This window comes from Erythrobacter cryptus DSM 12079, assembly GCF_000422985.1.
Lineage (GTDB): Bacteria > Pseudomonadota > Alphaproteobacteria > Sphingomonadales > Sphingomonadaceae > Erythrobacter > Erythrobacter cryptus.
This window is the reverse complement of record NZ_AUHC01000011.1, coordinates 1-24,276: the sequence shown is the minus strand read 5'-3', so window position 1 is coordinate 24,276 and position 24,276 is coordinate 1. Positions and strand designations below refer to the sequence as shown.

Below are 24,276 nucleotides of genomic sequence, written 5' to 3'. Positions count from 1 at the left end.
GGCGCTGCCCGGCCAGCGCGCCGCGCCGGGCGCGCAGGCTCAATATTGCGCCGTGCCCCCATCGACGCTGATCTGCGCCCCGGTGATCCCCGCGCCCGCCTCGCTGGCGAGCAGCACCGCCACCGCGGCGATCTCCTCGACTGTGTTGGGCCGCTTGATCGCCGCTTCCTCGGCGAACATGGCGATCATCTCCTCAAGCGCCATGCCCATCGCCTTGGCGGTCGCCGGGCCGTTGTTGCGGATGATGTCGGTGATGACGAGGCCGGGGCAGATGGCGTTGACCGTCACCCCTTGCGCGCCGACCTCGCGCGCAAGGCTCTTGGTCAGCCCGTTGACCGCGTGCTTGGCGGCCGAATAGGCGGTGAGCACCGGCTTGCCGTGCTTGCCCTCCATCGAGGAGATGTTGATGATCCGCCCGTTCTTCTTGGCGAGCATCGTGGGCAGCGCCCGGCGCGTGGCCCAGAAGGTGGAATAGACATTCCACTTCATCGCCTCGTCGAAGGCGTGATCCGAAAGATTGACGAGCGGCTGCAGATCGCCCGCTCCCCCGGCATTGTTGACGAGGATGTCGAGCGTGCCGAAATGGGTGATCACCTGGTCGATGAAGCCCTCGATATCGGCCTGGTTCATCACGTCCCCGGCGATGAAGATGGCGTTGGCGCCCGCGCCAAGCTCCTCGAGCACCTTTGCGCCCTTGTCCGCATTGCGCGCAAACAGCGCGACCTTGGCCCCTTCGGCGAGGAAGGCTTCGGCAATGCCGCGCCCCATGCCCGCCGTGCCCCCGGTGATGGCTGCGATCTTGCCGTGAAGTTTCATCGCCTCTCTCCTTCCCGCACCTTGCCTAGCCGCGCCCCGCGCCCAGCGCACCTTGCCAAAATGACGGGTTGCCCGGGGCGGGGCGGCGGCGCTCTAACCGGGCCATGGACGCGGTTGACGTGATCGTTCTGGGCACGGGCGCAGCGGGCATGGCCGCCGCGCTTGCCGCGCACGAGGCCGGGGCGCGCGTGTGCCTGGTCGAACGCTGGGAGCGGATCGGGGGCACCTCGGCGGTCTCGGGCGGGGTGATCTGGGTGGCGGACAATCCGTGGATGCGCGCCGCCGGCATCGCCGACAGCCGCGCGGATGCGCTCGCCTATTTCCGCAGCCTCGATCATGGCGATCTCGTGGACGAGACGCTTCAAGCTTTCGTCGATCACGGGCCCGAGGCGCTGGCCTTCCTGGCCGCGATCGGCGCGCTCAAGGTGGCGGTGCTGCCGGGCTATCCCGATTACTACACCGATCGGCCCGGCGCCAAGCCGCAGGGCAGCCGCGCGCTCGATCATGACCTGTTCGATCTCGGCGAGCTGGGGGAATGGGCGGCGCGGATCTACGCGATCGAGGAGCCGCGCCCGCTGATGCTGCGCGAGACCCCGCTCGGCGGGGCTGCGGCGGTGCCGGGGCCGGAGGTGCTCGCCCAGCGCCTTGCCGCGCGCCAATGCGGCTTTGGCCAGGCGATGGTGGCGCGGTTGCTAAAGGCCTGCCTTGATCGCGGCATCGAGCCGCTTCTCGGGGTCGAGACGCAGCGGCTGATCATGGAGGGTGGGCGCATCACCGGGATCGAAGGCGTGCAGGCGGGCAAGCCCCTTGCCCTGCGCGCGCGGCGCGGGGTGGTGCTGGCGACCGGCGGCTTTGAGTGGGACGCGGATCTGCGCCAGACCTTCCTGCGCGGGCCTGTGACGGCCCCGGCCAGCCCGCCGACCGCGACCGGCGAGGGGCTGAAGCTCGCCATGGCCGCCGGGGCGCGGCTCGGCAACATGACCAGCGCCTGGTGGGCGCCGACGCTGGTGACCCCCGATGCGCCCTGGCCCGGCGGCGCGCCGCGCGCGCAGATCGTGCTGATCGAGCGCACCGTGCCCCATTCGATCATGGTCAATCGCGCGGGCAAGAGGTTCTGCAACGAGGCGGCCAATTATTCGGCGCTCGGCGGGGTGTTCCACCAGTTCGATGCCACGCGCTATGATTATCCGAACCTGCCCGCCTGGCTGATCTTCGATGCGCAATATGCCGCGCGCTATCCGCTCGGCACCCGCCAGCCGGGCCAGCCGCTGCCCGATTGGGTGATGCGCGCCGAGACGATCAAGGTTCTGGCGCGGCAGATCGGGCTCGATCCGGCCGTGCTCGGCGCCACCGTGGCGCGCTTCAACGCCCATGCCGATGCGGGGACCGATCCCGATTTCGGCCGCGGCACCAGCCCTTATGACCATTTCTATGGCGATCGCTCGCGCACCGGGCCTTTTGTTACCCTGGGCGCGATCCGCAAGGCACCGTTCTATGCGGTGGAGATCGCCTCGGGGCTGCTCGGCACCAATGGCGGGCCGCGCACCGATGGCAAGGGCCGGGTGTTCGGCCACGATGGCGCGCCGATTGCCGGGCTGTTCGGGGCGGGCAATGCCATCGCCGCGCCCACCGGCGGCGTCTATGCCGGCGCGGGCGGGACCTTGGGCCCGGCGCTCACCTTCGGCTATCTCGCCGGGCGCGCTGCGGCGCTGGCCAACCTCTGACCTTCGAGCCAGCGGTCGATGGTGTCGTGGAAGAAGCGCACCCGCGCCTCCTGCCCTGCAAGGTGCCCGCCCCGGTAGCCCCGTGATCGCAGCCCCTTCTGCTGTTCGCTCCAGATCGCCACGTCCTGATCGATGCCGGGCCCGCAGGAGAACTCCCCCACCTTCCCGCGCTGGTGCGGCGCGCGGACGGTGCGATCAACCTCCTGCCCCATCGAATAGGCGTAGTAGCGTTGGGCGCCCTCGGGGAACCAGGTGAAATACCACATATCGAAATAGCACCGCTCGGGATCGGTCGGGTGCGGATCGGCGCGCAGCCAGATGCAGCCATCCGGCTTCAGGCTGAAGCTGAGGTTGGGAAAGATCGTTAAGTGCACATGGTCGGTCAGCTGGCAATCGTGGAAATGGCTGAAATCATAGCCCTTCTCGGCGCCCCGCGCGCGCTTGGCGACCTGCAGCGCGGCCCGGATCGCTGAAGGATCATCGCGGAAATCCTCAGGATCAAGCCCCCAGAACACCAGTTCGGTGCGCATCATCTCGAGCACTGTGTCCACGTGTCCGCGCAGCGCGCGCGAGGGCCGCGCGCCGGGCATGATCATGCGCGCATGGCCGTGCGGGGCATAGAGATCGAACTGGCAGTCCCTGTAGCTCTGCTCCATCACGAAGCGGGTCTGCGGGTGGACGAAGGGCAGGTGGTAGCTCTCGTTGAAATTGTCCTGCACGCATTTCCAGTTCCAGTCACCCTCGAGCGTCACCCAGTGGGTGCGGTGCATCTGCTCCATGCGGTAGAGCGCCAGCTGCGGGCCGACCGGGCCGAGGTGATCGGCAAGCTGCGGGGCGGCGGGATCGAGATTGACCCAGACGAAGCCGGCAAAGACCTCGCACTTGACTTCTTCCAGCCGCAGCTTGCCGCAGGGATTGCCGCCGGCGAAATCCTCAGGACAAGGGACAAAGCCAAGATCGCCGGTGCTGGTAAAGCGCCAGCCGTGATAGGAACAGGACAGGCGCCGGGCCTGGCCCTCCTCGGCCATTACCAGCCTTTTGCCGCGGTGCGGGCAGACATTGTAGAAGGCCCTCACCCGCCCATCCTCGCCGCGGATGACAAGGATGTTCTCGCGCCCGAGATCATAGGTGAAGAAATCGCCGGGCCGGGCCACCTGGCTCGCCAGCCCGCCGATCAGCCAGGCCCTGGTCCAGATCGCGTCCCATTCGCGCGCCATGAAGTCGCGGCACCAGTAACGCCGCCCGTCGATCGGCCCGCCCGAAAGCGCAGGCAGCGGCCGCGGCGCAAGATCGATCCGCGTCGGGGCGGGCCTGGCGCGCGTTGCCACCTCAGCGCCTCTTCTTCGGCACGAAGGTGATGTGGAGCTGCTTGAGGCTGCGCAGCAGGAAATGCGGGTGATAGGCAAAGTCGTTCTTGCCGGGGGCGAAATCCATGTCCTCGAAGCGGTCGATCACCGCCTTGAAGCCCCAGGTCAGCTCGCGCCGGGCGAGCGGGGCGCCAAGGCAATGGTGTGTGCCCGAGCCGAAGGCAAGGTGCGCGCCGGGCTTGGGCCGATCCAGATCGAGTGTGTCGGGGCAGGGGAACATGCGTTCATCGCGGTTGGCCGCGCCATAGCGGACATTGACCACCGATCCGGCCGGGATGGTCACCCCGGCAAGCTCGACATCCTTGTGGGTGAAGCGCATCAGCGATTGCACCGGGCTTTCGAGCCTGAGCACCTCCTCAACGAAATTGCGCAGGTAACGCTCGGGATCGGCCTTGAGCCTTGCCCACACGTCCTTGTTCTCGATCAGCAGCTTCATGCCCGCGGCAAGGGCATTGGTGGTGGTCTCCGAGCCGCCGACAAAGGTGTCGGCCATCATCTCGGCGTGCAGCTCCTCGTCGGTAAGCGTGCGGCCCCATCCCTCGATCACGGTGTTGACCAGCACCGATATCAGGCTGCCATCCGGCTCGGCGCGCAGCTTTTCGAAGATCGGCTGGAAATAGTGCTGGGCCTCGATCTCGCGATCGACCATTTCGAGGTGCTTGTCCTCGGGCAGCATCAGGGAAATGCGGTGGAAGAAGGCATCAGTCCAGCCCTTGATCTTCCACATGTCCTCGCGCTTCGCGCCCATCTGCTCGCCGATGATGAACAGCGGCAGGGGGATGCAGAACTGGCGCACCCAATCGCATTCGCCCTCATCGATGAAGGCATCGATGAGCTCATAGGCGAGGGTCTCGACCCTGGGGTCGATCTCTTTGATGCGGCTGGGCTTGAACGCCTCGTTGAACATGCTGCGCATCTGCTTGTGATTGGGATCGTCGCGCCCGGCGAGCGTGGGGGCGGGCAGCCAGCCCTTCTCGCGGAAGCGCGCTGCCACCTTGCGCCCGCGTTCGAGATCGGTGGGGCTGGCCCGCATCAGCTCATTGGCCGCGGTCGAGGGGAAGCGCTCCGGGTCCATCAGCACCTCGCGCACATGCTCGTAGCGGCTGACCACCCAGATCGGCGTGCCGGGGATGTTGTAGACCGGGGCCTCGTCGCGCAGGGTCTTGTAGGCAGCATAGGGGCACTGCTGCAGCTCGGGATCGAACAGGTTGATCACCGGGCCGGTGGGGGCATCTGCGGTATCGGGGGTGCTTGCCATCAGCGCACCGTGATGCTCTCGGCCCCCCAGGGGGCGATGGTCTCGGCCTTCTGGAAGGCTTCGGGCAGTTCCTCGACCATGTGCCAGGTCGCCGCCAGCCGCCCGAAGCCGACGAAGAAGGCCACCGTCATGCCCAGCTCGACGATCTCGGCCTCGGAAAAATGCGCCTTGAGCTCGGCATAGATGCCATCATCGATGGCGAGGTGATCGGTGGCCATCAGCTCGCCATAGCGGATCGCAGCCTTCTCCGCCGCGGAGAGGTTTTCGGCCTCCTGCGGGCGTTCGAGCGAACAGATCAGTCCCTCGTTCACCCCGTCGGCCAGGGCATCGGCATAGCGGATCGCCATGCACGAGCGGCACTGGTTGAAGAAGGCGATGCGCAGGCGCACCAGTTCCACCAGCCGCTCGGGCAGGCGGCGATGGCGCTTGAGCGCGCCCCCGAAGCCCATCAGCCCCAGGGCCTGCTCCGGGCAATGGGCAAAGAAGCGGGTGAGGCCCTGTTCGAGATCGGTGAGACTTTCGGGCCGGACCGCGGCGCGGAGCCGTTCGTCCCACTGTTCGGGTGCCAGTTTGGTGATGCGGCTCACAGGTCTCTCCCCTTGCGGCACTGGCAATTTAGCCCGTTTCCGTAAGGGCAAGGCTGCGGGACAACTCCGGCATCAGCAATTGGCGGATTCGCTAAGCGGGCCGCCCGAGGCAAGCGAGGCCCATTGGGGAGAGGCGCATTGCAGGCACAGCCGCCGCGCACATTGGCCGAGGTCGATCTGTTCGCGCCGGGCGCGCAGGAGCATTGGTATGATGCCTATGCCATCCTCCACGCCGAGGCCCCGGTGCTGCGCCTTCCCGGCGAGGGGCTGACACCTGGCTCGGATGCCTTCGTGCTTACCAAGTATGAGGACGTGCGCCGCGTGGTGATGGATTGGGAGCGCTTCCCGCCCACGCTCTCGCTGCTGGTGGCGCAGATCATCCAGTCTGGCCAGATGCCGAGCCACATCCCCGATATCGACGCGATGGTGGCCAGCATCGTCTCGCTGCGCCCCACGCCCGAATTGTGGCGCGCGCACCGGAAGGAGCTGACCGACCCATGGGTCGGCCCCGGCTGCACCCGCCATGCGGCGATGATCACCCGGCATGTGGACGATCTCATCACCGGCCTATCTGCAAAGGCGCGGGCCGGGGAGGCGGTCGATTTCGTCGCCGACTTTGCCCGGCCCCTGCCGCAGCGGGTGATGGCCGATGTGCTGGGCTTTCCGCAGGAGGACATCCCCCAGCTCGAGATCTGGGGCAATGCCCAGGTGATGAGCTATGTCCACGGCACCACCCACAAGAACCTGCTCACGCCTGAGCAGACCGCCGAGAAGTTCCGCCTGCTTGCCGGCTTCAGGGAATATGTGGCGCAAAAGACGCGCGAGAAGCGCGCCCGCCCGCAGGATGACATGGTGAGCTTCTTGACCCAGGTCGAATATCAGGCCCTGGGGCGCAGGCTCACCGATGACGAGATCAACGGCGTTGTCTATGCCATGGTGATCGGCGGGCTGGAGACCACCCAATATGCCATCGCCGAACAGGCCCAATTGCTGTGCGAGCGGCCCGGGGTGTTCGATCGGCTGCGGGCCGATCGTGCGCTGATCCGCACCTTCATCGAGGAAGGGATGCGCCTGCGCAGTCCCACCCAGGGGCTTTCCACCCGCATCTGTGCGCATGACGAGGTGTTCCAGGGCGTCCCCGTGCCCGCCGGATCGATGCTGCACCTGCGCTGGGCGGCGGCCAATATCGATGCCGACGAGTTCGAGGATCCGCTCGAGCTCAAGCTCGATCGCAAGGCCGCAACGCGCCACCTCGCCTTCAGCCAGGGGCCGCGCTCGTGCCCCGGCTCCAACCTGTCGCGCCTCGAACAGACGATCGCCTGGGATCGCCTCGCCGATGCCTTTGCCGCGCTTGCCTATGCCCCGGGCAATGATTTCCGCCATCAGGGCGGGATCATGCTCGGCATCTACCGCCTGTTGCTCAATCTCACCTGCGCCTGAGAGGAGACCCGCCGATGGCCACGCTGCTTGCCCACATAAAGATCAAGCCCGGCATGGAGGCAGAGTGGGAGGCGATCATGCACGACATGGTGCGCCAGACCTTCGCCACCGAGGAAGGGGTGATCCGCTATGAATATTGGAAGGGCGAGGCGCCGCTCAGCTATTATTGCCTGCTCAGCTTCAAGGACAAGTGGGCCTTCTATCACCACCAGATGTCCGACCACCACGAGGGCCATGATTTTGCCGCGGTGCTGGCCGGGATCAAGCTCGAATATGTCGATCCGGTCGAAGGGGCGGGCGGCGGGCTGCCGCACACGCTCGATCCGCCGCTTGGGCCGGATGCGAGCGAGGCGATGAAAACCGCGCAGGAACGCTTTCCACTGACGATCCCGGCATGGTGGAGCACCCGGGCATGAGCAGCGATCTGGAAAGCCTCGCCCGGCAGGTGCAGGAGCTCAGCGACAAGCAGGCGATCCACGAGCTCATCGCGCGCTATTGCCGCACGCTCGACTGGCTCGATGATGCGGGGCAGGCCGCGTGCTACTGGCCCGATGCGGCGATCGACTATGGCTTCTTCAAGGGCAGTGCGGCCGAGTTCGTGCCGGTGGTGATGCAGGTCGAGCGGTCAACCGGGCGGCGCTGGCACATGCTCGCCCCGCTGGCGATCCGCCTGACCTCGCCCACCACCGCCGAGGGCGAGGCCTATGGCATCGCCCTGGGCTTTCGCCGCGAAGGGGAAAGCGCGCCCTATCGCGGCAACATGTATGGTGGGCGCTATCTCGACACCTATGAGAAGCGCAATGGCGAGTGGCGCATCGCCAGCCGCCGCTACATCATGGACTGGACCATGCCCATGCCCGATCAGCCCGATGCCAGCCCGCGGGCCGAGTTTCCGCTGCCGATGCTCGATCTCACCCACAGCGGGCACCCGGATTATCGGCCGATGTGAAGGCCCCCCTGCCACTGGGGAGGGGGGCAAGCAGGCAAAGCTATTCCCCCGCCGGGTCCATGTAGTCGCGGTAATAGGTGAGCTTGCCGCCCTCGACCTTGTAGATGCCCACGCCCCCACGCGCAGGATGGCCTTCCATGTGCATGGTCCAGCGCGCCCACACCGCATGGTCATCGCCGCAGATCTCATCGACGGTGAAGTGCACCTTGCGGCTGCCCATCTCCTCGACCATCTTGGTCATGAAGCCGAGGATCGCCTCGCGCCCGCGATACTGGCCCCAGATCGGGTCTTCGAGCAGCGCGTCCTCGGCAAACAGCGGGGCGAGCCTGGTGTAATCGCCGCTGTCCTGGATGCGCCAGAATTCCTCGATCACGCGCTGTGCCTCGCCGGGCATGGCCTTGTCTCCCTTGATCAATGCTGCGGGCCGAATGTGCCACGGCAACGCCCCGGCCTCCCCTGCGAAAATGGCGAGGCTGGCGCTGCGCCTGCGGCTGTTATTCTCCCGCTTGAAGGAGGCAGGTGCATGTCGACCATCCCCCGCGTGTCCTCGGCCCTTGCCGGTGAGCCGCCGCATTTCGCCGCGGTGCTCGCCCACCAGCCAGAAATCGCGCAGAGCTTCTTTGCCCTCTATGGCCGCTTCTGGCAGTCCGAGGTGCTCAGCGCGCGGATCAAGGAGGTGGCGCGGATGCGCAATGCCCGCGTGACCGAATGCGGGTTCTGCCGCAATGTCCGCTTCGACAAGGCGCTCGCCGAGGGCCTCGGCGAGGAGGTGGTGGAGGACATCACCGATGGCTATGAAACCAGCGCCAAACTGACCGACGCCGAGAAGGCCGCGCTCAAGTTCACCGATGCGCTGATCCACGATCCCGAATTGCTGAACGGCGACGCGCGTGCTGCACTGCAACGCCACTTCACCCCAAAGCAGATTGCGGAACTGGGCCTAGGGGTGAGCCTGTTCCTCGCGCTTGCCAAGGCGCTCATCATTATGGGGCTCGAGCCGGAGAGCATGGAGCGCACCGTGCTGCCCACCCCGGCGGTGCTGGAGCCGGCGGCATGAGCGCGGTGTGCGCAGCGCTGGCGGGCGATCCGCTGCTTCAGCGCCACTATGCCGATTTCTGCAGCAAGACCGAGGCCGCGCTCGATCCGGTGCTGGTGGCGCTGGTGCGCCGCGCGGTGGCGGCGGTGCACGGGCTGGGCGATGCCCCGGACGAGGCAGGGCTGGACGCGGGCACGCGCGCCGCGCTCGCCTATGCCCGGCGCATCCCGTTTGAACACACCGCGATCAGCGATGCCGAGGCCGCCGCGCTGGTCGCGCACCTGGGCGAGGCGCGCTTCGTCGCCTTCAGCGTGCTCGCCGCGCTGGCCGATGCCGAGTGCCGGGCGGCGCTGGTGGGCCTGCCCGCGCTTGCGGCGGGCTAGCCAAGCTCGCGGACAAGATCGCGCCCGTCCCAATCGCGCGCAGCTTGGGCGACCATGTCGTAAAAGCCGGTGAGGAGCGGCGTGGGTTCATAAAGCTCGAGCATGTGCCCAAGCCGCGCGCGCGTATCGACAAAGGCAAAGGCCGTGCCGCTGGCGGTGCGCGAAAGCTGGGCGAGGGGAAAGCCCTCTCCCCCCAGCCAGGCAATCGCGCTTGCCACATCATCGACGAACAGCGCGGCGTGGTGCAGCCCCTGCGTGCCCGATTCCCAGGGGAACATGTCGTGCAGCGCCGAGGGATCGGGATTGTGCTGCACCACCAGCTCGACCATCAGCTGGCCCCATTGGCCATAGGCGCTCGAATGGTCGAAGGGCTTTTCCACCCCGCGGTGCTGCGAGGCGGTGAGGGCAATGTGGCGCGCGACGAAGAACGGGCCGGAGCCGAACAGGCGGTGATGCGCGCTGATTGCGGCCTCGAGGTCATCGACCTTGTAGGCCAACTGGCGCACGCGAAGCCCAAGGGCGCGCATCTCAGTTGACGTTGCGATCCTTGCCCGCCCAATAGGGCGCGCGCAGCTCGCGCCGCAGGATCTTGCCTGAGGGGTTGCGCGGCAGGGCCTCGAGAAAATCGACCGATTTGGGGCACTTGTAGCCGGCGATCAGCTTGCGGGCATGGGCGATGAGTTCGGCCTCGGTGAGGGTTTCGCCCTTTTTCACCACCACGCAGGCCTTCACCGCCTCGCCCCACTTGGAATCGGGCACCCCGATCACCGCAACATCGGCCACCTTGGGGTGCGAATAGAGCGCGTTTTCCACCTCGGCCGGATAGACGTTCTCGCCGCCGGAGATGATCATGTCCTTCACCCGGTCGTGGATGTAGAGGTAGCCGTCTTCGTCGAGATAGCCGGCATCCCCGGTGCGCAGCCACCCGTCTGCATCGATGGTGGCGGCGGTGGCCTCGGGATTGTTCCAATAGCCGCGCATGTTCTTGGACGAGCGGGTGGCGATCTCGCCCACAGTGCCCACCGGCACCTCGTTGCCAGCCTCGTCGATCACCTTGATCTCCACCCCGGCAAGCGGCTTGCCCACCGAGCGCATCTTGGGGCTGCCCTCGGGCACGTGGTCTTCGGGATCGAGCGCGACGATGGTGCCGCTCGTCTCGGTCATGCCATACATCTGCACGAAGCCGCAGCCCATCACCCGCATCGCCTCGCGCATCAGCTCGAGCGGAATCGGCGAGGCGCCATAGGTGACATATTTGAGCCGCGAGAAATCGACCTCGTGCACCCGCGGGTGGTTGAGCAGGATCTGGATCGCCGAAGGGACAAGGAAGATCTTGGAGATCGGATATTGCTCGATGAGTTCGAGGGCCTTGGTCGGATCATATTCGGGCAGCACGATGGCATTGGTGCCCGCCACCATGGTGCCGATGCCGGTGCCGGTGCCCGAGATGTGAAAGCAGGGCATGGCCAGCAGGGTGACATCGCCGGGGATCGGCTTTTGCCATTCGCGCAGCTCGCCCTCCTGGCCCGAGGAATCGCGGCTCGAAAGGATCGACCCATGGGTGATCACCGCGCCCTTGGGCTTGCCGGTGGTGCCCGAGGTGTAGAGCTGCAGCGCATCATCGCCCGCGCGCACCCGGTGTGCCGGGGGCGTGACGGCAAAGCCATCGCGCCAGCTGCGGTAATCCGTGCCGGCATGATCGGGGGCATCGATGCCGATGATATGGGCGATGCGCGGCGCCTCATCGCGCGCGGCGGCGAGCAGCTCGGCAAAACCGGCGCCGACAAACACCACGCGCGCCTCGCAATTGCCGAGGATATAGGCGACCTCGGGCGGGGCGAGGCGCCAGTTGACCGGGGTCATCACCGCGCCGATCCGCGCCGCGCCAAGGAAGGCCTCGAAATAGAGCGGGTGGTTCTTGCCGAGATAGGCCACCCGCTCGCCCGGCCTGACCCCGAGCGCCACGAGGCCATTGGCAACCCGATTGGCCCCGGCATCGAGCGCTTCAAAGGTGATGGTCTCCGCGCCGAAGGTGAAGGCGGGAACATCGCCTTGGGTGCGGGCATGTTCGGCCACGATCTCGCAGAAGGATTCGGCCTCGATCAGCACATTCTCTCCCATGGCTAACGGGGATAGCCTGCGCGCCCGGCGCTTGTCATTCACACAATTCATAGCGGGCGCGCCGCCGCCGGGGCGCTAGGCTTTGGCAATGGCGATTCCCGCAGGATTTGACCCGGCCGGCTTTTCCCCCGGCTTTCTCGATCATGGCGGGCCTTATTACCTCGGCCCTGCCCTCGAGGGCGTGCGGGTGGTGGGGCTGGCCATCTGCCCGCACCACATCAATTATCAGGACGCCGCTCATGGCGGGGTGGTCTCGACCTTCGCCGATGTCGCGCTTTCGCATGCCGTCCATGATGCCGAGCGCCCGCGCCTCGCGCCTGCCACCGTAACGCTCACGGTCAATTACCTTGCCGCCGCGCGGCTTGGCGACTGGCTCGAGGCGCGGGTGCGGATCGACCGGCTGGGCGGGCGCACGGCCTATTGCTCGGGCGCGATCTGGCGGGGGGAGGAACAGATCGCCACCATGAGCGCCGTGTTCGCCATCCGCCGGGCCTAGCCCAGCCAGGCCCTCACCGCCGCGGTCGAAGGGTCGCGCGCATCGTGATATCCGGCCGCGCCCTCGGGGGCGTCGGACAGGTCCACCCCTTCGGCAAGGCGGAACTCGCGCCAGTCATAAAGTCCGGTGCGCTCGGCAATGCGCCACACGCCGCCGCGCTTCTCGAAGCGATCGACATAGCGGCCCGCGACGATGCCCGAATAGATCACCCCCTTGTCGGGGAAGGCCGCGGTCATGGGATAGCCGGGCGGGATGGTGTGCATCGCGGTCATATAGGTTTCGGTGTGGCAGAGGCTGTCGCCCTCGAAGCCGAAGAGCGTCTGGCCCAGCTGGTGCTGGGTGGCAAGGCAGGGGTCGATGATCGCGCGGGCCTGGTCAACGAAGCTGCGCCAGTCGCCCTGGACGAGGCCGAAGCGGAAGGTGGCGTCCGTATGGAACAGGCGCTCCATCATCTCCCAGCGGCGCCGGTCGATCGCATGGGCATAGGCGGCGAGCACGTCACGGATCGCCTCACGGTCTTCGATGGTGCCGCTCATCCTTCAAGCTCCACGATCACCTTGCCGATATTGGCCCCGGCAAACAGCTTGCCATAGGCCACAAGCGTGTGCTCGAGGCCCCTCGTCACGTCATAGGGCATGGTGAGCGCGCCTGCCTCATACCATGCGCGCAGCCGCGCGGTCAGGCTCTCGCCCTCGTGCATGAAATCGGGCGAGAAGAAGCCCTCCACCCGCAAGCGCCGCATCAGCACCTGGTCGAATTCTTTCGGCGCCGTGCGGGTGCCGGCGGCGTAATCGGCCACAAGCCCGCACACGGCGATGCGGCCATAGTGGTTCATCCGCAGCAGCACCGCATCGAGCAGCTTACCCCCGACATTGTCGAAATAGACATCGAACCCGCCCGCCGCATCGAGCTGAGTTTCGAGATCGCCGGCCTTGTAATCGATCGCCCCTGCGATCTTGAGTTCCTCTAGCAGATAGGCGCATTTGGCCGGCCCGCCGGCGATGCCCCAGGCCTCGCAGCCCAGCAGGCGGGCGATCTGCACCGCAAGGATGCCGGTTGCCCCGGCCGCGGCGGAAACCAGCACCTTCTCCCCCGGCCTCGCCGCGCCGGTGCGTTCCACGCCCCACAGCGCGGTCCAGCCGTTCATGCCGAGCGGGCCGAACCAGGCGCGCCGGTCTTGCACGGAAGGATCGAGCCGGATCGCGCCCGACATTGCCGCATCGAGCGTGCTGATATCGGCCCATTGGCCAAAGGCGCGCACCAGATCGCCCGGGGCAAAGCCATCGGCGCGGCTTTCGATCACCTCGCCCAGCACCAGCCCCGTCATGGCAGCGCCGATGGGCAGCGGCGGCTGGTAGCCATCGGTGCGATCGGTGAGCCACAGCCGCGTGCCTGCATCCATCGACAGATGGGTGTTGCGGATGCGGATCTCCCCCGCGGCAAGCGGGGCGAGCGGGGCGCTGACCAGTTCCAGCGCCGCGGCAAAATCGCTGCCCTGGGGCCGGCGGGCGATGCGCCAGATGCGGTTGTCCATGGCGATGCTTGTTGGCCCCGTGCCCGCGCGCGGCAACCCCGCCTTTTTGTCAGGGGCTGCACGCGGCCAGCTATCACTTTGGCGCGGTGCGCGGGGGGTGGGGGCTTCCTAGTCTCTTGCACAAGCCACAAGCGGGGAGAGAGAGCATGGCACTTATCACGGTGATCGGCGCAAGCGGCCGGCAGGGGCTGGCGCAGGTGCGCCAGGCGCTCAAGGCGGGCTATGAGGTGCGGGCGATCTCGCGCCGCCCCGACGCGCTTGAAGGCGCGCCGATCGAGGGGGTCGAGAAGGTCGAGGTGCGGCCGATGGATCTCTATGATACATCGACCTATCGCGCCGCGCTCGAAGGCTCGGACTATATCTTCTACACCCATCCCCTGCAGGCGCGCGCTGATCGGGCGGTGCTGGTCGGCCAGGTGGGCAAGGCAGCGGCCGAACTCGCCGTCAAGCGGGTGGTGTGGAACACCTCGAGCTGGATCCCCGACAAGCCCGGCGATCCCTTCACCTATGGCGAGAACACCAAGGGCATCAACGCGCTGTGGCGCTCGGGCGCGCCGGGCACGGTGTTCGGCTCGGTGCTGTTCATGGACAACCTGCTCACTGGCTGGGCGCGGCCCTTCATCGTCAACGAAGGCCGCTATGTCTATCCGCACAAGCCTGATCTCGAGGCCAACTGGATCAGCCTCGATGATGTCGCGCGCTTCATGCTGGCGAGCCTCGAGCGACCCGACATGGAAGGCGCCTGGCTCAATATCGGCGGGCCGGAGCGCCTGGTGGGCAAGCAGGTGGCGCAGCATCTTTCCGAGGCGCTGGGAAGGCCGATCAAATATGATCCCTGCACCCCGGCCGAGTTCGGCCGCTATCTGGTCGCCGCCGCTGGCGACGAGATGCCCGAGGCGATGCGCGAGGATTTCGCCAAGGGGATCGAGGCCTTCTACGAATACAACAACAATGCCCCGACCCGGCCCTTCGCGGTTGACATGGACCATGTCTATGAGCGCTTCCCCGAGCTTGAGGGCAAGCTGGAGACCATGGGCGAATGGACCAAGCGCCAGGATTGGGGCGAGAGCAATTACCGGCCTGCTTTCGGCTGAAGCCAGGGCACAGTCAGACGGCAGGGCGAGCAAAAGAGGCGCCAGGGCCAGGCCCGCCGCCCCTTTTGCTCGCCCTGCGTGCCTATTCAGCCGCCTGGCGCTGCTCGGCGGCGAAGATCGCGATCAGCTCCTCGTCGCTTGCATGGGTGAGCCGTTCCACCCATTGGTGGAACACTTGCCCCCCCTTCTCGTTGCGGCCGAACAGCACCTCATCGAGCAGGCCTGATTGCAGCGCCTGGTGCTGGCGCTTGCCGGTGGCATAGTCCTCGTCGCGCACCACCACCTCGAGGAAATTGAACTGGTCCTGCGCCGCCTCGACCTGCTCGGGCGTTTCGGGCTGGTTTTCCATGACGTAATATTGGGTGGTATAGCTTTCCCCCACCGTCTCGCCGGGAAAGAGCTGGCTGATCATCGCCCCGCGCTGCCCGCCGCCGTAGAAGCTGGCGATCGAGATGTGGGGGAAGATCGTCCACACCCCCTGCACCAGCACTTCCTCGGGCAATTCCGCATCGGACATGGCCTCGAGATCGAGCTGCTGGTCATCCTCGCCCTGCACCTTGATCGCGAACTTGGAAGGGGTGCTCAGGCGCTGGTGCGGGCCGAAGGCGAAGTAATTGGCGCGGTTGTAGAAATCGGCGCCGAAGGTGTTGGCGTGCAGCACCGGCAGGTGATAAAAATCAAGATAGCCGTCATAGGCCGTCTTCCAGTTCGGCCCGGCGAGGGTGCGCTGGGAAAACAGCGTCCAGTGCTCAAAGCCGAAGGCCGCCAGCAGCCCGTCATAGCCGCACAGATAATCGGCAATATTGAGGCGCGAGGCCGGATCGAGGATCACCCAGATCAGCCCTGCGCTTTCATGGACGGGAAAGCGCTTGAGGCACAGCGCGGCCTTGTCCACCCGGCCGAAATCCTGCGGCGAGGCGACGCCGAGGAGCGCGCCATCGGCCTTGAAGGTCCAGCCGTGATAGCCGCAGGTGAAGCGGCTGGCATTGCCCGTGCCGCTTGCGAGCGGATTGCCGCGGTGGGTGCACATGTTGAGAAAGGCGCCGACGCTGCCATCCTTCTGGCGCGAGAGCAGCAGCGGCACGCCGCAGATATCCATCGCCTTGTAATCGCCGGGATTGGGCAGCTCGCAGCTGGGCGCGACCATCAGCGGCAGGCGGCGGAAGATGCGCTGCTTTTCCAGCTCGAAGAGTTCAGGATCGGTGTAGCTGCGGGCCGGGATGCGCACCACATCCTCGGCATATTCCATCGTCCCGGCCGCCCCGTGGGCGACCAGATTGCGGGTCATTTCGACCAGCGTTTCGCGTGACATGACAATCCTCTCCCGCCGCTCGTCCTTAAGGCCGGAGCATCGGCCCTCGCCCGGCGCGGGGCAATGCGCATTTTTGGCAAAGCGCGGCGCGGTGCATAAACCAAGGGGGCAGGCCATTGCTGGCCCGCCCCCGGCTTGTCCCCCCTCGGACGAAGCGCGTCAGAACTTGAAGCTCACCTCGGCAAAGACCTGGCGGCCGCGGTTCTGGGTCATCACGAAGTCATCGCCAACCCCCGGCTGGAGGAAGGGCCGCCCGCCGGTGGTGATCACGAAGATCTTGTCGGTGAGGTTCTGGCCCACCAGCGAGAGCTTCCAGCGGCCATCGGGATGGCCGATCGAGACATTGGCATCGAGCAGCCAGAAGCTCGGCTGGACATAGTCGTTGAGCGAGGTCTCGTCGGTGATGTAGCCATCATTGTAGGCGGCGTTGCCCGAGAGGAACAGCTCGAGATTGTCGCTCAGCGGAACGGCCCAGTCGAAGGCGAGGTTGCCGGCCCATTCGGGTGCCTGACTGCCGCGCCGCCCCTTGAGGTCGACAAGCCCGCCCTGTCCGCCCGGCTGGAGGAAGGTGTCGGTATATTCCGAATCGAGGTAGGACAGGTTGGCCGAGAGCGTCAGCCCGCTCACCGGGGTGCGCCAGCGGGTTTCAAGATCCACCCCCTTGGTGGTCAGCTCGCCGGCATTGCTGGTGACGAACTGGATGGTCACCGCGTTGAAGTTCTGCACCTGCAGATCCTCGAACACATAGTAGAACGCGGTGGCATTGAGGGTGAAGTCGCGGCCCGCCCATTGTGACTTGAAGCCGATCTCGCCGCCCTTGGCCTTTTCCGACTGGTAGATCAGCGAGGAGAAATCGCCCGAGAGCGCGGCCTGGCTGAGGCTGTTCGAGGGCAGCGCCGAATTGTCGATCCCGCCCGACTTGAACCCGGTCTTGAACGAGGCGAAGATGTTGAGATCGGGGTTGGCCTGGTAGCGCAGCGTGACTTCGGGCGAGATATTGTCGTCCTGGAAGTTGATCGGGCCTGAGAAGAAGCCCGGCCGCACGAAGGCTGGCCCCTGCAGGAAGGTGTGCAGATAGGGCACGCTGATCGTTTGCACCTTCTTCTCGTCGGTCCAGCGCACCCCGCCCGAAAGCTCGAGCTTGTCGGTGATGTCGAACATCACGCTGCCGAAGAACGAGAGCGCCTCGGTCTTGGTTGTGTGGATCTTGTCCCAGTCATAGGTGAAGCCGGTGACCGGATCGGGCCCGAGGAAGGAGATGTTCACCCCCTGCTGGGCGGTGTCGAAGATGAAGGTGCGATCCTCGTAGAAGGCGCCGAGCATGAAGTTGAACGGCCCGTCGAAGTCCGAACGCAGGCGCAGCTCCTGGGTATATTGCTCGAGCGAATTGATCGGGTCGGAACAGCCCGCCCCGCCGGGGATGAAGGTGCCATTGGGGCCGGGGAAGCGCCCGCCATAGGCATAGCAGTCGAAATCGACCGCATCCATGTTGAGCAGCCCGGTGACCGAGGTGAGCGACAGGGTGTCGCTTAGATCGAGATCGAATTGCAGCCGCCCGAACCAGATTTCGGTCTCGCCGAAAGGCACGCCGTTGCGCCCGGCCGCCTTCGAGGGCGTGGGCACCCCCGGGGCGAGCTGCGGCGCGGCATCGGTGAGGTAGTAGCGCTGGTCGAAGGCGCGGCAATCATAGCCCGCCGGGATGCGCACCGCTCCGCCGAGCAGGAACACCGCATCGGCCACGCCATTGGCGCCGCAATTGATCTCGGCGGTGCCGATCGCTCCGTCGTTCTCGTTCTTGGTGTATTGCAGCTTGAAATTGGCGCGGAAGCGATCCGAGGGGTTCCAGTCGAGCGTCAGGCGCCCGATGAAGTCGGTAAGGCCGCGCTCCTGGTTGACCGCCGGGGTGCCGGGCTGGAGCTTCTGGAACTCGTCGATGTCGTTGAACTGCGCGGCGAGGCGAATGCCGAGCGTGTCGGACAGCGGACCGGAAATATAGCCCGAGAGCAGATAGCCCTTCTCCTCGAATTCATAGGAGCCGCGCATCCCCACTTCCCAGCGCGAGGTCGGATTGGCCGAACGCAGCGAGAGCACGCCGGCGGTTGCCGACTTGCCGAAGAACAGCGATTGCGGGCCGCGCAGCACGTCGATCTGCTCGACATCGAAGAACCCGGCCTGCACCAGGCGCATCGAGGAGACGATCACGCCATCATATTCGAAGGCGACCGCCGAATCGAAGGCCGCCGAGATGTTCGAGGAGCCCACCCCGCGCAGGGAGAGCTGGCCGCCCGAGCCCGAGCCGCCGACCTGGACGTTGAGCGTCGGCACCCGGCTGGTGACATCGGCAATCTGGTCGATGTTGTAGCGCGTCAGCGTGTCGCCGCCGATCGCGGTGACGGTGACCGGCACCTCCTGCAGGGTTTCGTTCTGGCGGCGGGCCTGGACGATGATCACCCGCTCGGTCTCGGCCTCCGGCGTCTCGTCCTGCAAGTCCTGCGCAAGGGCCGTGCCGGGCATCGCGGCAAGCCCGCCCAGCGCGGCGCTGCACAGGAGGACGCGGCGCAGGCCGCCGGACGCAATTCGGGCATGAAGTCTGGTCATCGCTCTCTCTCCCCAACCGGGCCGCGGCTCGCCCGCGCGCCCGTCTCTTGCCTTCCCCTCAGACGCCTCTCCACGCGCCTTTCGGTATGGGTTGCAGGTGTATGGCGGCCCGGCCGGTGCGCCATCAGCAAAAGCGATAGGCACAAGGCCAAACTGCGACAAATTGGTCACACCGCCCTTCAAAAGCATCATTTCCGTAGCGTCATTCGGCCGCCTCGCGCGCCGCGGCGGCGGCGGCATCGCGCAAGGCAGGGCGCGGATCGTTGGGCCAGATCCATTCCGGCCCGATCACCGGCGCGACCCTCAGCTCGCGCGGCACATTGGCAATGCCGATCATCGCATCGAGCGCCTGGTGGAAGGCATAGATGCGCGCCTCCTGATAGGACAGCGGCACCGAGCGGAAGGCCGCGCCTTGCATCGCCTGCTGGATCGCCTCGCCGAACTGGGTGTCCTCGAGCAGCACCTGGCTCAGGCGCCGCCCGTTGGGCGCATCGGGATCGGGCACGGTCCACAGATCGGGCGGCGGGCTATCCGCGTCCCAATCAAGCGCCATGGTCACCACTTCAAAGCGGGTGGTCGTGAGCGAGGTGGGCCAGAACAACAGCGGGGGCACGAAGAAGTTGGAAAGCGGGCTCACCCAGTTGGGAAACAGGGTGTAGCTCTGGGTGCAGCTGCGCCCAAGCTCGCCCACGCTCTCGATCTGGTGCCAGCCCGGCGGACTGTCGATCCCGCGGGCATGTTCGCGGCTGGTGCCTTGAGGGGTGGGCGCGAGCATCCGCGCATGGCCATTGGGATAGAAGGTGTTGTGGTTGCGCCGCGGATCGACGAATTCGGCGACCGTGCTGGGGTGAATATAGGGCACATGGTAAACCTCCATGTTGGCCTCCATCGCCACCTTCCAGTTGCACTTGAGATCGAAGCTGTAGCGCGCGGCCAGGCGGATGCGGTCGAAGGCGAACTCCTCCCACTCGCGCGCCAGCGGCCCGAGCCAGTCGATGAGCGGCATCGCCTGATCGTCGAAATTGACGAAGATCACCTTGCCGAAACGCTCGCAGCGCAGCGGGATGAGGCTGCGGCAGGAAAGGTCGAAATCGGGCGGGAAATCGCGCCGCTCGGGCAGGCCGACAAGGGTGCCGTCGGTCTTGTAAGTCCAGTGGTGATAGGCGCACACCAGCCGCGGCGCCTTGCCGCGCTCTTCGGTCACCACCGGCGCGCCGCGGTGGCGGCAGATGTTGTAGAAGGCGCGCACCACCCCGTCCAGCCCATGCACGATCACCACCGGCTCGCCGGCATTGTCCCAGCGCATGAAGCAGCCCGGCTCGGGGATTTCGTCCATGTGCCCGGCAAACAGCCAGCTCTTGCGGAACACGTGGGCCTGTTCGAGCGCGTAATATTCGGGGCTGGTGTAGCGCGCGGCGGGCATGTCGGGCAGGGCCGGGAAGCCTTCGGGCGGGGCGCTGCGCTGGCCCTCCCATTCCATCATCGCCTTCCAGTGCGCGACTTCCTTGGCGTCCATCATCGGCGCTCTCCCTCGGGCAAGGAGAATAGCGCGCTCCGGCCCCTTGCGCGGCCTCGCGCTTTCGCCAGTGGCATGCGCCCGGCGCGCCGATAGGCTCGGCGGAAAGAAAACAGGCGGGGAGAGAAGGGCATGGCAGGCAGAGTGGCAGGCCGGGTCGCGCTGGTGACGGGCGGGGCAATGGGCCTTGGCAAGGCCGATTGCGAGGCCCTGGCGCGCGAGGGGGCCAAGGTGATCGTCACCGATCGCGAGGTGGAACTCGCGCACCAGGTGGCAGACAGCATCGGCGGCGATGCCATGGCGCTCGATGTCACCAGCGAGGAGCAGTGGATCGAGGTGATGCGCGCAGTCGCGGAACGCCACGGCGGGCTCGACATCCTTGTGAACAATGCCGGCAACGTGATCTTCGAGAGCATTGAGGATTGCAGCCTCGCGCACTTCCGCCTGCATCTCGATATCCACCTCGTCGGCACCTTCCTCGGCTGCAAATATGCCGTGCCGCTGATGAAGCACCGCCACCTTGCCAATGGCGGGGGCGGCGCATCGATCATCAACATGGCCTCGACCGCGGCGCTGATGGGCTATGGCAACATCCCGGCCTATGCCGCGTGCAAGGCCGGGATCGCCGGGCTGACGCGCAGCCTGGCGATCGATTTCCAGGACAAGGGCTATGGCATCCGCGTCAACGCGCTCGCCCCCGGGGGGATCGAAACGCCGATGGTGATGGGCGTCTCGGGACGCGCCGGGCAAAAGCCGATGGAGATCCCCGACGGGCCGCTGCCCGCCGATGCGCTGGGCCACCCCAAGGACGTGGCCGCCTGCGTGCTGTTCCTTGCCTCGGACGAAGCGCGGTTCCTGAATGGGCTGACCATCCCGGTGGACAATGGGCTTTACGCCCGCCCCCACCACTGAGGCCGGGGCCGCGGGCGCGGCGGGGGGTGAAGGCGGGGGCGCTTACCGCTGGTATGTGCTCGCCCTGCTCACGCTCACCAGCGCCTTCAGCGTGGCTGACCGGCTGGTCTTCGGCATTCTGGTCGAGGACATCAAGGCCGCCTTTGCCCTTACCGATCTCGAGCTTGGCCTGCTCGGCGGGGCGGCCTTCAGCCTCGTCTATGTGCTGGCTGGCTTTCCCGCTGCGCGCCTCGCCGACCGCGCCACGCGCAAGAGCATTGTTGCCGCGGCAATCAGCTTCTGGAGCCTGATGACCGCGGCCTGCGGGCTGGCGAGCGGGTTCTGGACGCTGTTCCTCGCCCGCACCGGGGTGGGGGTGGGCGAGGGCTGCTCCGGCCCCTCCTCGCAGAGCCTGGTGGCCGATTTCTTCGCGCCCGCCGAGCTTGCCAAGGCGATGGGGTTCCTCACCCTCGGTTCGACCGTGGGGACCGCCGCCGGGCTGGTGTTCGGCGGGCAGCTTGCCGAGGCTTTCGGCTGGCGCTGGGCCTTCATCCTCATGGGCCTGCCCGGGCTTGCCATCGGCGCGCTCCTTTATCTCACCGTGCGCGAGCCGCGGCGCGGGCGCTTTGCCCCGCCGGGCAGCGATGTGCGGCAATTGCCGCTGGGGGCAACCGTGCGCGGCCTTGTCAGCAACCGGGTGTTCATGGGCCTCGCGCTCGGCTGGGCGGTGCAGATCATGATCGGCTATGCGCTCGCCTTCTGGATGGCGGCGGTGATGCTGCGGCAATTCGAGATTTCGACCGGTGCGGTCGGCCTCACGCTCGGCCTCACCTTCCTGGCTGGCGGGATCCCGGGGCCGATCCTCGGCGGCTATCTCACCCACTGGCTGTGCCTCAGGGACGAGCGTTGGCGCGCCTGGCTGCCGGGGGTGGTGAGCCTTGCTTGCGTCGTGCCCCTGGGCGTGAGCCTCGCTTCCGCCAGCCTTGCGGGTTTCCTCGGCTGGTTCGGCCTTGCCTATGCCATCTATGTCGCCAGCCAGGCGGGGATCCTTTCGGGCATCCAGGCCGCGGTCGATCCGGCGAGCCGCGGCTTTGCCGTGGCGATCGCGCTGTTCTTCAACAACCTCGTCGGCCAGGCGCTGGGGCTGGCGGTGATCGGCGCGCTCAGCGATGCGCTCGGCCCCAGCCTCGGGCCGAGCGCCCTCGCGCTCGCGGTGTTCGGCGTGTGCCTCGTCTCGGGCCTCTTGGCGCTCGCCATCTTCGCCTGGACCGCGGCGCAGATGGGGCCGAGCGGCTATCTGGCGCGGCTGCGCGGCGGCTAGAAGCCGGGGTGGATCGCCAGCGCGGCGCCATCGACGCGCAGCTCGGCTCCGGTCATGAAAGGGCATTCGTCGCTGGCGAGAAAGGCGATCGCGGCGGCGGTTTCCGCCGGATCGGCAAGGCGCCCGAGCGGCGAGGTGCGCGCCACCGCGGCGATCAGCCCCGGGGTCTGCGCCTCGGCCTCGGCGAGGATGCCGGTCATGGTTGCCCCCGGGATCACCGCGTTGCAGCGGATCGCCAGGCCGTGGCGCGCGCACCAGGTGGCAACCGAGCGGGTGAGCGCCAGCACCCCGGCCTTGCTCGCCGAATAGCCGGGATCGCCCGGCAGCGCGGCGATCGCGCTGGTCGAGGCGATGTTGACGATCGCGCCCTTCGCCCCGCCGGGATTGGCGCGCATCGCCGCGATCGCGGCGCGGCAGCCGGCCATGGTGCCGGTGAGGTTGACCGCGAGCACCCGGTCCCAGGCGGCGAACATGGCCTCATCCTCGCCCTCGCCGATCGCCGCGCCCGAGACGATCCCGGCATTGTTGACGAGAATGTCGAGCCGCCCGAAGGCCTCGCGCGCCCGGGCAATGATCTGCGGCCAATCTCCCCGCGCGGCAACATCCTGCACGGCAAACAGCGCGCCCGCCTCGGCGCAGGCCGCCGCGCCGCGCACGGCATCGACATCGGTGCCGAGCACCTCGGCACCATCGCCCCGCAGGCGGCGCACCGTCGCCGCGCCGATGCCGCTCGCGCAGCCGGTGACGATCGCCACCTTGCCAGCAAGATCGCCCCTCATTCGGCTTGCTGCCACACCGCCGCGCAGGGGCGCTGGTTATGCGTGGCGACGAAGCGGGCAAGATTGTCCGTCCCTTCGGGCAGCTTCCAGCCCACGGTGAAACCGAAATGGGCAAAGGCGAAGATGATGAGATCGGCAAAGGTGAAACGGCCAAGCGCGATATTGTCGCGCGCACCCAGGAAACCATCGAACATCCGCCACTTGGCATCGGCCATGGCGAAAAGTTCGGCCCCGGCCTCGGGCGAGACCACCGCCATGCGCGGCTCGAACATTGGCCGGCCGGTGGTGGCGCGAAAGCCCATGGTCATCGGCACCACCACTTCCTGATCGAACAGTCGCGCCCATTTGCGCACCTCGGCCCGCTCCACCGGCGTTGCGCCAAAGAGGTTGGGGTCGGGGTGGATTTCCTCGACATATTCGCAGATCGGCCAGCTTTCGGTGAGGCAGGTGCCATCGTCAAGCTCGAGCATCGGCATGGTGCCGAGCGGGTTCTTGGCTAGATAGGCCGCGTTGCGGCGGTTTTCGCCCGCGATGATGTCATAATGGATGCGGGTGAAATCGCGCCCTTCCTCAAGCCCCTTCTCGATCAGGAACATGCGCAAGAGGCGGGGGTTGGGGCCGAGGCTCGAATGGAGGATCATCATGGCATGGGCTCTTTTGCTGGGATGGGCCAGGCGGTTTTAGGGGCGCTTGGGGCGCGCGTCGCCCTGCCAATTGCGTTAGGCCGTAAACTCATAAACTGGCTTGCGTGGACGGCAAGTGATTGATTCAAGGTTCGGGAAAGGAGCCTTGGATATGCGCCGTCGTTTTGACCTGACAGATTTCGAGTGGTCGGTGATTGAGCCGTTGCTGCCGAACAAGAGCCGTGGCGTGCCTCGGGTGGATGATCGCCGGGTGATCAACGGGATATTGTGGCGGTTTCGCACCGGCAGCCCCTGGGCGGACATTCCCGAACGCTATGGGCCTTACACGACCTGTTACAACCGGTTCGTGCGCTGGCGCAAGGCGGGGGTATGGGATCGGCTTCTGGCGGCGGTTTCCCGGGCTTTCGACG

Annotated in this window: 25 protein-coding genes; 11 read left to right on the top strand and 14 right to left on the bottom strand. The window is 66.7% G+C overall.

Annotation, left to right across the window (positions count from 1 at the left end):
- Nucleotides 1-39: 39 nt before the first annotated feature.
- On the bottom strand, nucleotides 40-816 hold the full coding sequence (locus G524_RS0108430; RefSeq protein WP_027443323.1) for an SDR family NAD(P)-dependent oxidoreductase: 777 nt from the start codon (nucleotides 814-816) through the stop codon (nucleotides 40-42).
- A gap of 104 nt (nucleotides 817-920) precedes the next feature.
- Here G524_RS0108430 and G524_RS15375 point away from each other — a divergent pair, with 104 nt between their 5' ends.
- Nucleotides 921-2,540: an FAD-dependent oxidoreductase gene (locus G524_RS15375; protein ID WP_036857663.1), complete on the top strand. Its 1,620-nt coding sequence runs from the start codon at nucleotides 921-923 to the stop codon at nucleotides 2,538-2,540.
- Here the strand turns inward: G524_RS15375 and G524_RS15370 are convergent.
- From G524_RS15370 to G524_RS0108410, 3 genes are read right to left on the bottom strand one after another with little or no spacing between them, the layout of a single operon-like run.
- Complete coding sequence (locus G524_RS15370; protein ID WP_051221013.1) at nucleotides 2,501-3,868, bottom strand: aromatic ring-hydroxylating oxygenase subunit alpha; 1,368 nt, start codon at nucleotides 3,866-3,868, stop codon at nucleotides 2,501-2,503. The genes G524_RS15375 and G524_RS15370 overlap by 40 nt on opposite strands.
- A gap of 1 nt (nucleotide 3,869) precedes the next feature.
- Nucleotides 3,870-5,165, bottom strand: coding sequence for a cytochrome P450 (locus G524_RS0108415; RefSeq protein WP_027443322.1), 1,296 nt, complete (start codon nucleotides 5,163-5,165; stop codon nucleotides 3,870-3,872).
- The gene (locus G524_RS0108410) at nucleotides 5,165-5,752 is read right to left on the bottom strand and encodes a carboxymuconolactone decarboxylase family protein (RefSeq protein WP_027443321.1); all 588 of its coding nucleotides are present in this window, start codon (nucleotides 5,750-5,752) and stop codon (nucleotides 5,165-5,167) included. Before G524_RS0108410 ends, G524_RS0108415 begins: the two co-directional genes overlap by 1 nt.
- A gap of 138 nt (nucleotides 5,753-5,890) precedes the next feature.
- Between G524_RS0108410 and G524_RS0108405 the strand changes: the two genes are divergently transcribed.
- Genes G524_RS0108405 through G524_RS0108395 form a run of 3 tightly spaced genes read left to right on the top strand, consistent with a single transcriptional unit; the run spans nucleotide 5,891 to nucleotide 8,141 of the window.
- Entirely contained in the window at nucleotides 5,891-7,192 is a 1,302-nt protein-coding gene (locus G524_RS0108405) for a cytochrome P450 (protein ID WP_027443320.1), read from the top strand.
- Between the two features lie 14 nt (nucleotides 7,193-7,206).
- The gene (locus G524_RS0108400) at nucleotides 7,207-7,608 is read left to right on the top strand and encodes a putative quinol monooxygenase (RefSeq protein ID WP_027443319.1); all 402 of its coding nucleotides are present in this window, start codon (nucleotides 7,207-7,209) and stop codon (nucleotides 7,606-7,608) included.
- A complete protein-coding gene (locus G524_RS0108395; protein ID WP_169447840.1) occupies nucleotides 7,605-8,141 on the top strand; it encodes a nuclear transport factor 2 family protein in 537 nt (178 codons plus the stop codon). Before G524_RS0108400 ends, G524_RS0108395 begins: the two co-directional genes overlap by 4 nt.
- A gap of 40 nt (nucleotides 8,142-8,181) precedes the next feature.
- On the opposite strand, the gene G524_RS0108390 is transcribed toward G524_RS0108395, so the two are convergent.
- Complete coding sequence (locus tag G524_RS0108390; RefSeq protein WP_169447839.1) at nucleotides 8,182-8,535, bottom strand: nuclear transport factor 2 family protein; 354 nt, start codon at nucleotides 8,533-8,535, stop codon at nucleotides 8,182-8,184.
- Between the two features lie 129 nt (nucleotides 8,536-8,664).
- Between G524_RS0108390 and G524_RS16295 the strand changes: the two genes are divergently transcribed.
- Nucleotides 8,665-9,198 carry a carboxymuconolactone decarboxylase family protein gene (locus G524_RS16295; protein ID WP_027443316.1) on the top strand — a complete coding sequence of 178 codons (534 nt, stop codon included), beginning with the start codon at nucleotides 8,665-8,667 and terminating at the stop codon, nucleotides 9,196-9,198.
- On the top strand, nucleotides 9,195-9,560 hold the full coding sequence (locus G524_RS0108380; protein WP_027443315.1) for a hypothetical protein: 366 nt from the start codon (nucleotides 9,195-9,197) through the stop codon (nucleotides 9,558-9,560). Before G524_RS16295 ends, G524_RS0108380 begins: the two co-directional genes overlap by 4 nt.
- Here the strand turns inward: G524_RS0108380 and G524_RS0108375 are convergent.
- A complete protein-coding gene (locus tag G524_RS0108375; protein ID WP_245561330.1) occupies nucleotides 9,557-10,066 on the bottom strand; it encodes a VOC family protein in 510 nt (169 codons plus the stop codon). The genes G524_RS0108380 and G524_RS0108375 overlap by 4 nt on opposite strands.
- A gap of 22 nt (nucleotides 10,067-10,088) precedes the next feature.
- Entirely contained in the window at nucleotides 10,089-11,681 is a 1,593-nt protein-coding gene (locus tag G524_RS0108370) for a fatty acid--CoA ligase (RefSeq protein WP_036857662.1), read from the bottom strand.
- 88 nt (nucleotides 11,682-11,769) lie between these two features.
- Between G524_RS0108370 and G524_RS0108365 the strand changes: the two genes are divergently transcribed.
- The gene (locus G524_RS0108365; RefSeq protein ID WP_027443312.1) at nucleotides 11,770-12,177 is read left to right on the top strand and encodes a PaaI family thioesterase; all 408 of its coding nucleotides are present in this window, start codon (nucleotides 11,770-11,772) and stop codon (nucleotides 12,175-12,177) included.
- Here G524_RS0108365 and G524_RS16290 read toward each other — a convergent pair.
- Together G524_RS16290 and G524_RS0108355 are read right to left on the bottom strand one after the other, a co-directional pair.
- Nucleotides 12,174-12,713, bottom strand: coding sequence for a nuclear transport factor 2 family protein (locus G524_RS16290; protein ID WP_051221011.1), 540 nt, complete (start codon nucleotides 12,711-12,713; stop codon nucleotides 12,174-12,176). The genes G524_RS0108365 and G524_RS16290 overlap by 4 nt on opposite strands.
- Nucleotides 12,710-13,711, bottom strand: coding sequence for an NADP-dependent oxidoreductase (locus tag G524_RS0108355; protein ID WP_027443311.1), 1,002 nt, complete (start codon nucleotides 13,709-13,711; stop codon nucleotides 12,710-12,712). Before G524_RS0108355 ends, G524_RS16290 begins: the two co-directional genes overlap by 4 nt.
- Nucleotides 13,712-13,857: 146 nt before the next feature.
- Between G524_RS0108355 and G524_RS0108350 the strand changes: the two genes are divergently transcribed.
- Nucleotides 13,858-14,805 carry an SDR family oxidoreductase gene (locus G524_RS0108350; protein ID WP_027443310.1) on the top strand — a complete coding sequence of 316 codons (948 nt, stop codon included), beginning with the start codon at nucleotides 13,858-13,860 and terminating at the stop codon, nucleotides 14,803-14,805.
- 82 nt (nucleotides 14,806-14,887) lie between these two features.
- On the opposite strand, the gene G524_RS15355 is transcribed toward G524_RS0108350, so the two are convergent.
- The 3 genes from G524_RS15355 to G524_RS15350 form a co-directional block, all read right to left on the bottom strand.
- A complete protein-coding gene (locus G524_RS15355; RefSeq protein ID WP_051221009.1) occupies nucleotides 14,888-16,117 on the bottom strand; it encodes an aromatic ring-hydroxylating oxygenase subunit alpha in 1,230 nt (409 codons plus the stop codon).
- A 159-nt stretch (nucleotides 16,118-16,276) separates the two neighbouring features.
- On the bottom strand, nucleotides 16,277-18,715 hold the full coding sequence (locus tag G524_RS0108340; protein WP_169447838.1) for a TonB-dependent receptor: 2,439 nt from the start codon (nucleotides 18,713-18,715) through the stop codon (nucleotides 16,277-16,279).
- 202 nt (nucleotides 18,716-18,917) lie between these two features.
- Nucleotides 18,918-20,234, bottom strand: coding sequence for an aromatic ring-hydroxylating oxygenase subunit alpha (locus G524_RS15350; protein WP_245561329.1), 1,317 nt, complete (start codon nucleotides 20,232-20,234; stop codon nucleotides 18,918-18,920).
- Between the two features lie 129 nt (nucleotides 20,235-20,363).
- Between G524_RS15350 and G524_RS0108330 the strand changes: the two genes are divergently transcribed.
- Both G524_RS0108330 and G524_RS15345 read left to right on the top strand, forming a co-directional pair.
- Nucleotides 20,364-21,143, top strand: a complete 780-nt coding sequence (locus tag G524_RS0108330) for an SDR family NAD(P)-dependent oxidoreductase (protein ID WP_027443308.1) — start codon at nucleotides 20,364-20,366, stop codon at nucleotides 21,141-21,143.
- On the top strand, nucleotides 21,115-22,443 hold the full coding sequence (locus G524_RS15345; protein ID WP_051221006.1) for a spinster family MFS transporter: 1,329 nt from the start codon (nucleotides 21,115-21,117) through the stop codon (nucleotides 22,441-22,443). The genes G524_RS0108330 and G524_RS15345 overlap by 29 nt, the downstream gene beginning before the upstream one ends.
- Here G524_RS15345 and G524_RS0108320 read toward each other — a convergent pair.
- Complete coding sequence (locus G524_RS0108320; protein ID WP_027443307.1) at nucleotides 22,440-23,222, bottom strand: SDR family NAD(P)-dependent oxidoreductase; 783 nt, start codon at nucleotides 23,220-23,222, stop codon at nucleotides 22,440-22,442. The two genes, G524_RS15345 and G524_RS0108320, sit on opposite strands and share 4 nt — an antisense overlap.
- Nucleotides 23,219-23,866, bottom strand: coding sequence for a glutathione S-transferase family protein (locus G524_RS0108315; protein WP_051221004.1), 648 nt, complete (start codon nucleotides 23,864-23,866; stop codon nucleotides 23,219-23,221). Before G524_RS0108315 ends, G524_RS0108320 begins: the two co-directional genes overlap by 4 nt.
- Before the next feature lie 151 nt (nucleotides 23,867-24,017).
- On the opposite strand from G524_RS0108315, the gene G524_RS0108310 reads away from it, so the two are divergent.
- Nucleotides 24,018-24,276 (top strand): IS5 family transposase (locus G524_RS0108310; protein ID WP_036857661.1); only part of this gene is annotated, 259 nt, incomplete at its 3' end.

What these genes read in the sequence shown, in the direction of transcription:
- G524_RS0108355 (WP_027443311.1), bottom strand. Translation starts at nt 13,711, where the DNA reads ATGGACAACCGCATCTGGCGCATCGCCCGCCGGCCCCAGGGCAGCGAT.
- G524_RS0108315 (WP_051221004.1), bottom strand. Translation starts at nt 23,866, where the DNA reads ATGATGATCCTCCATTCGAGCCTCGGCCCCAACCCCCGCCTCTTGCGC.
- G524_RS0108395 (WP_169447840.1), top strand. Translation starts at nt 7,605, where the DNA reads ATGAGCAGCGATCTGGAAAGCCTCGCCCGGCAGGTGCAGGAGCTCAGC.
- G524_RS16290 (WP_051221011.1), bottom strand. Translation starts at nt 12,713, where the DNA reads ATGAGCGGCACCATCGAAGACCGTGAGGCGATCCGTGACGTGCTCGCC.
- G524_RS0108430 (WP_027443323.1), bottom strand. Translation starts at nt 816, where the DNA reads ATGAAACTTCACGGCAAGATCGCAGCCATCACCGGGGGCACGGCGGGC.
- G524_RS0108330 (WP_027443308.1), top strand. Translation starts at nt 20,364, where the DNA reads ATGGCAGGCAGAGTGGCAGGCCGGGTCGCGCTGGTGACGGGCGGGGCA.
- G524_RS0108320 (WP_027443307.1), bottom strand. Translation starts at nt 23,222, where the DNA reads ATGAGGGGCGATCTTGCTGGCAAGGTGGCGATCGTCACCGGCTGCGCG.
- G524_RS15355 (WP_051221009.1), bottom strand. Translation starts at nt 16,117, where the DNA reads ATGTCACGCGAAACGCTGGTCGAAATGACCCGCAATCTGGTCGCCCAC.
- G524_RS15375 (WP_036857663.1), top strand. Translation starts at nt 921, where the DNA reads ATGGACGCGGTTGACGTGATCGTTCTGGGCACGGGCGCAGCGGGCATG.
- G524_RS0108365 (WP_027443312.1), top strand. Translation starts at nt 11,770, where the DNA reads ATGGCGATTCCCGCAGGATTTGACCCGGCCGGCTTTTCCCCCGGCTTT.
- G524_RS0108350 (WP_027443310.1), top strand. Translation starts at nt 13,858, where the DNA reads ATGGCACTTATCACGGTGATCGGCGCAAGCGGCCGGCAGGGGCTGGCG.
- G524_RS15345 (WP_051221006.1), top strand. Translation starts at nt 21,115, where the DNA reads ATGGGCTTTACGCCCGCCCCCACCACTGAGGCCGGGGCCGCGGGCGCG.
- G524_RS15350 (WP_245561329.1), bottom strand. Translation starts at nt 20,234, where the DNA reads ATGATGGACGCCAAGGAAGTCGCGCACTGGAAGGCGATGATGGAATGG.
- G524_RS0108400 (WP_027443319.1), top strand. Translation starts at nt 7,207, where the DNA reads ATGGCCACGCTGCTTGCCCACATAAAGATCAAGCCCGGCATGGAGGCA.
- G524_RS0108415 (WP_027443322.1), bottom strand. Translation starts at nt 5,165, where the DNA reads ATGGCAAGCACCCCCGATACCGCAGATGCCCCCACCGGCCCGGTGATC.
- G524_RS0108380 (WP_027443315.1), top strand. Translation starts at nt 9,195, where the DNA reads ATGAGCGCGGTGTGCGCAGCGCTGGCGGGCGATCCGCTGCTTCAGCGC.
- G524_RS0108340 (WP_169447838.1), bottom strand. Translation starts at nt 18,715, where the DNA reads ATGACCAGACTTCATGCCCGAATTGCGTCCGGCGGCCTGCGCCGCGTC.
- G524_RS16295 (WP_027443316.1), top strand. Translation starts at nt 8,665, where the DNA reads ATGTCGACCATCCCCCGCGTGTCCTCGGCCCTTGCCGGTGAGCCGCCG.
- G524_RS0108370 (WP_036857662.1), bottom strand. Translation starts at nt 11,681, where the DNA reads ATGGGAGAGAATGTGCTGATCGAGGCCGAATCCTTCTGCGAGATCGTG.
- G524_RS0108390 (WP_169447839.1), bottom strand. Translation starts at nt 8,535, where the DNA reads ATGCCCGGCGAGGCACAGCGCGTGATCGAGGAATTCTGGCGCATCCAG.